Source organism: Amycolatopsis rhizosphaerae, assembly GCF_007713715.1.
Taxonomy (GTDB): Bacteria; Actinomycetota; Actinomycetes; order Mycobacteriales; family Pseudonocardiaceae; genus Amycolatopsis_E; species Amycolatopsis_E rhizosphaerae.
The window spans coordinates 1-5,174 of sequence record NZ_VJWX01000504.1 but is presented as its reverse complement, the minus strand read 5'-3'; the positions used below and the strand labels follow the sequence as shown (position 1 = coordinate 5,174).

The following is a 5,174-nucleotide window of genomic DNA, read 5'->3' as shown; positions in this document are numbered from 1 at the left end:
GCCGTAGGGTGTCCGGGTGGACAGCGTGCGTTTGGCAGAGCAGTGGCCGGTGGGCAACGTTTCGGTGGCGGTGGTGGGCGCGGACGGCTCCGTGCTCGGACGGCACGGCGACGGGGCCCGGCCCTACCGGCTCGCGTCGGTGACGAAACTGCTGACCGCCTACACCGCGCTCATCGCCATCGAAGAGGGCGTCGTGGAACTGGACACCCCGGCGGGCCCGGAGGGCGCCACGATCCGGCACCTGCTGGCGCACACGGCGGGCCTCGCCTTCGGCGAGCACAAGGTCGTCGCCCAGCCGGGCACCCGGCGGCTGTACTCCAACGCCGGTTTCGAGCAGCTCGCCGACGCGCTCGCCGAACACTCCGGCATTCCCTTCGCCGACTACCAGTCCGAGGCGCTGTTCACGCCCCTTCGCATGACCGGCACGAAACTCGCCGGCTCGCCCGCGTCGGGCGCGGTGTCCCGCGTGGACGACCTGATCTCCTTCGCCGCCGAGCTGCAGCGGCCCTCGCTGCTCGATGCGTCGACGCTGGCGGCGGCCACCACCGTGGCCTTCCCCGGCCTGAACGGGGTGCTGCCCGGCTTCGGGCACCAGAAGCCGAACGACTGGGGCCTGGGCTTCGAGATCCGGGACCACAAGAGTCCACACTGGACCGGAACGCACAGCTCGCCCGCCACCTTCGGGCACTTCGGCCAGTCGGGCACCTTCCTGTGGGTGGACCCCGATGCCGCGGCCGCCTGCGTCGCGCTGACCGACCGCGACTTCGGGCCCTGGGCCGCCGAGGTGTGGCCCCCGTTCACCGACGCCGTGCTCACCGAACTCATGGCGTAGCCCATTCGGGGCTTATTGTCCGATTATTGGCGGTTCCACGACTTTCGTCGGGGTTTCCCGGCGCTAACTTTTCCGCGTCGCGTACCGAAAGCGCGATCCGGTATCCCGGCAGGCCCGGGGCCGGAAAACGTTTCCAGTTCTTCGAGCGAACGGAAAAGCGATGTCACTCGCCAGCACTCTGCGCCGTGGTCTGCTCGCCGCGGTCGCCTTCGCCACCGCACTGTCCGCGGTCGTCACGGGCAGCGCGCAGGCCGCGCCCGCCCGCAGCGGCGCCACTCCCTTCGTGGTCGGGGGCACGACCGCGGCGCAGGGCCAGTTCCCCTGGATGGTCCGGCTGTCCATGGGCTGCGGCGGCGCGCTCGTCGCCTCGCGCGTCGTGCTGACCGCGGCGCACTGCGTCAGCGGCACCGGGACCACCACCACCATCACCGCCACCCTCGGCAAGGTGGACCTGCAGGGCGGCGGCGGGCAGTCGATCCGGTCGACCTACGTCTACCGCAGCCCGCAGTACGCCTCCACGGGCGCGCAGGACTGGGCGCTGATCGAGCTGGCGTCGGCCCCTTCCGCACCGACGCTGCCCTTCGCCGACCAGGGCGACACCTCGCTCAACAGCGGCACCTTCACCATCATGGGCTGGGGCTCGACCTACGAAGGCGGCCCCCAGTCGCGGTACCTGCGGTACGCCACGGTGCCGTTCGTGCCCGACTCGACCTGCCAGCAGTCCTACGGCAGCAGCCTGCACCCGGCCTACGAGCTCTGCGCGGGCTATCCGCAGGGCGGCGTGGACACCTGCCAGGGCGACTCGGGTGGTCCGATGGTGAAGCAGACCTCCGCGGGCACCTGGGTGGAGGTCGGCATCGTGAGCTGGGGCCAAGGCTGCGCCGAACCGGACTACTACGGTGTCTACGCCGAGATCCAGTCCTTCTCCGCCAACATCTCCAGCCGGATCTCCTCCGGCGGGACGGTCGTCAGATAGTCATCACGCGCACCGGCTCGCCCGCCTGGTAGGCGGCGATGTCCTCGACCGCGTCCCGGTAGAAGACCTCGTAGACCTCGCGGGTGACGTACCCGAGGTGCGGGGTGAGGACCGCGTTCGGCAGCGAGCGCAACGGGTGGTCGGCGGGCAGCGGCTCGACGTCGAAGACGTCCAGGGCCGCCCCGCCGATCGTCTTGTCCCGCAGGGCGGCCAGCAGCGCGGCCTCGTCCACGATGGGGCCGCGCGAGGTGTTGACCAGCAGCGCGTCCGGCTTCATCAGCGCCAGTTCCGCGGCGCCGACCAGGCCGCGGGTGCGGCGGCTGAGGACCAGGTGCACCGACAGCACGTCCGACCGGGCGAAAAGGTCCTCTTTGGACACAGCCGTGACGCTGTGTTCCGCGGCGCGTTCGGCGGTCAGGTTCTGGCTCCAGGCAATGGTTTCCATCCCGAACGCCTGGCCGACCTTCGCCACCCGCGCACCGAGCTGCCCCAGTCCCAGCAGGCCGAGCGTCCGCCCGTGCAGCCCCCCTCCGACGGTGCTCTGCCAGCCACCCGTCCGCATCGCGGGCAGTTCGACGTCCAGGTGGCGCACCGCCGCGAGGATCAGCGCCCAGGTGTGCTCCGCGGTCGGGTGCGGGAAGTAGCCGGTCCCGCACACCAGGATGCCCAGGCGATCGGCCGCCTTCAGGTCGATGGCGGCGTTGCGGCGCCCGGTGCTCACCAGCAGCTTGAGATCGGGCAGCCGGACCAGCAGCTCCTCGGGGAACCGGGTGCGTTCCCGCATCGCGACGACGACCTCCGCCCCGGCGAGCCGGCGCACCAGCTCGCCGGAGTCGCCGATCGGGGAAGTGATCACTTCGATCTCGGCACCGAGGGAATCCCAGTCCGCGAAGCTCAGCGCGACGTTCTGGTAGTCGTCGAGGATGACAATCTTCACGCGACGAACGGTACCCCGGTCACCGCTCAGCCGAGCGGCAGCGGCAGTACGTTCCCGGTCGCGTCGCGCAGTGCGTCCCGCATCGCCTCCCGCGGCGCTTCCCGCCCGGTGAACAACTCCACCTGCCCGAAGGCCTGGTGCAGCAGCATGTCCAGCCCGGTGGCCACGGGAACACCGCGGTCGAGCAGCGCCTGCGCCAACGGGGTGGGCCACGGGTGGTAGATGACGTCGAGCACGCACGGCACGGCCGCGAGCCGGGACGCCAGCCCGGCGACCGCCTCCGCGGGCACCGTGCTGACCAGCACCGCGGCCTCCGCGGCCACCCGGCCGAAATCCACCTCCGCCCAGGTGAGCACCTCGGTGTCGAGCCCGGCCCGGCGAGCCGCCGCCACCGTCTCCCCCGCCCGCGCGGGGTCGCGCACCACCAGGCGCACCCGGGACAGGCCGAGCGCGGCGAACGCGACCACGGTGGCCGCCGCCGTGCCGCCGGCGCCGAGCACCAGCCCGGCCGCCCCCGGCGGGGCCGCGGTGAATCCCCCGGCGGACCGGAGCGCGCCCACCACGCCGTCGACGTCCGTGCAGTCGGCGAACCAGCCGCTCCCCCTGCGCACCAACGTGTTGGCGGCGCCGACGGCGAGCGCGCGCGGGGACGCTCCGGTGGCGAATTCGAGCGCGGCCCGCTTGCCGGGCATGGTCACCGAGAAGCCCACCCAGTCCGGGCCAAGGCGCTTGATCAGCGCGGGCAGGCCGACCTCGTCGACCTCGATCCGGTCATAGGTCCAGTCCGCCAGCCCGAGGGCCATGTAGGCACTGCGGTGCAGCACCGGGGACAGCGAATGGGACACGGGCTTGCCGAGCACGGCCGCTTTAGTAGGCACCGTGCTCCTTCGCCAGATCGATGTTCTTGTTGTGCTCGGGGTAGGTCACGGCGAAACAGGACAACCCGTTCTTCTCGCACTTGACGAAGAACATCCAGTCGCCGTCGGCGGGTTGCAGGGCAGCCTTGATCGCGTCGGGACTCGGGGCTCCGATCGGGGTCGGCGGCAGTCCGAAGAAGGAGTAGGTGTTGTACACCCCCGGCCGGTCGCGGTCGTCGTCCGTGGTCGTCACCACCGGCTTGTCCAGCAGGTAGTTCACCGTCGAGTCCAGGCCCAGCCTCCAGTGCTGGGCCAGCCGGTTGTACAGCACCCGCGAGATCTTGGTGAAGTCCTGGGTCACGCCTTCGCGTTCGATCAGCGAGGCGATCTCCAGGAGCTGGTACGGATTCTGCCCCTGGAACGTCGAGGACGGGCCCAGCCCGGCGGCCTGGATCTTCGTCGCCGAACTCTTGAGCACGTAGCCGAGCAGGTCGGCGGTGCTCCAGCCGGGCTTGACGTCGTACACGCCGGGGGCGATCAGCCCCTCGACCCGGCGGGCGTCGCCGCTCTTGGGCGCCCGGCTCGCCGCCCAGTCCGGCACACCCATGGCCGCGAGATCGGCCGAAGCGGCCGCCTTGCGGAGATCGTCGGTGGACAGGCAGGTGCTCTGGCCGTTCAAGGTCGCGCAGGACGCCTTCGACAGCAGGGTGAACGCGCCGGGGGTGACCTTGCCGTCGGGCTGGGTGACGTCGTCGAGCTGGGTGCCCGCCCGGATCTGGAGCTCGCCCACGCGCGCGTCGGACGCGGTCAGCCTGGCGACCGCGGCGGCGCCGGACATCTTGGTCTTCACCACGTAGTAGCCGGGCTGCAGGCTCAGCACCTTCGCGTTGCCCGCGCTGGCCTTGACGAACGCCTTCGCGCTGGCGACCACGCCCGCGTTGGTCAGCTCGGCGCCGATCGCGTTGGTCGAGTCGCCGTCGGCGATCTGGATCACCACGTCGGAGTCGCCGTCGCCGCTGAAGTCGGCGTAGCCGAAGATCGCCTGGATGCCGTACCAGGCCCCGCCGCCGATGACGGCGATCACCGCGAGCGCGGCGACCCAGCGGAACACCTTGGGACGGCGCTTCCTGTCCCCGCCCCGGCGCCGCTTCGGCGGATCGGCGTCGTCCGGCGGGTCGATGTACTCGGGTTCGGCCCGCTCCTCCTCGGCCAGGTCCTCCTCGTAGTCGTGCTCGTCGTACTCGTGCCCGTCGTAGTCGTGCTCGTCGTACTCGTGCCCGTCGTACTCGTCGTAGCCGTCCTGCTCGTAGGGCTCGCCGGCGTACGCCGCCTCCTCGTGACCGATCTGGCGGGCGTCCTCACGGTAAGCGCCTTCGGGGCCGCCTCCGCCCTCTCCGCGAACCGGCGCCTGGTAGCCGGACCGGTACCCGGACTGATAACCCGACTGGTAGGCCCGGGGGTCGCCACCGACCGGGATCACGTCCGTGGGGGTGTCGTCCACGGGGATCAGCCTCCGCCGCGGTGCGGGCGGCGGCACCCGGGGCGGTTCGGGCCTGCGGGGTGGTTCGGGCC

The 5,174-nt window shown here is 71.5% G+C and carries 5 protein-coding genes; 2 read left to right on the top strand and 3 right to left on the bottom strand.

Annotated elements, in window-relative coordinates:
* Positions 1–16: 16 nt before the first annotated feature.
* The gene (locus FNH05_RS31685; protein ID WP_144592524.1) at positions 17–832 is read left to right on the top strand and encodes a serine hydrolase domain-containing protein; all 816 of its coding nucleotides are present in this window, start codon (positions 17–19) and stop codon (positions 830–832) included.
* Between the two features lie 160 nt (positions 833–992).
* A complete protein-coding gene (locus FNH05_RS31680) occupies positions 993–1,808 on the top strand; it encodes a S1 family peptidase (protein ID WP_144592523.1) in 816 nt (271 codons plus the stop codon).
* On the opposite strand, the gene FNH05_RS31675 is transcribed toward FNH05_RS31680, so the two are convergent.
* The 3 genes from FNH05_RS31675 to FNH05_RS31665 all read right to left on the bottom strand — a co-directional run.
* Complete coding sequence (locus FNH05_RS31675; protein ID WP_144592522.1) at positions 1,801–2,745, bottom strand: D-2-hydroxyacid dehydrogenase family protein; 945 nt, start codon at positions 2,743–2,745, stop codon at positions 1,801–1,803. The two genes, FNH05_RS31680 and FNH05_RS31675, sit on opposite strands and share 8 nt — an antisense overlap.
* Before the next feature lie 26 nt (positions 2,746–2,771).
* A complete protein-coding gene (locus FNH05_RS31670; RefSeq protein WP_246128061.1) occupies positions 2,772–3,605 on the bottom strand; it encodes a shikimate dehydrogenase in 834 nt (277 codons plus the stop codon).
* Between the two features lie 7 nt (positions 3,606–3,612).
* Positions 3,613–5,174 (bottom strand): endolytic transglycosylase MltG (locus FNH05_RS31665; protein WP_342781639.1); only part of this gene is annotated, 1,562 nt, incomplete at its 5' end.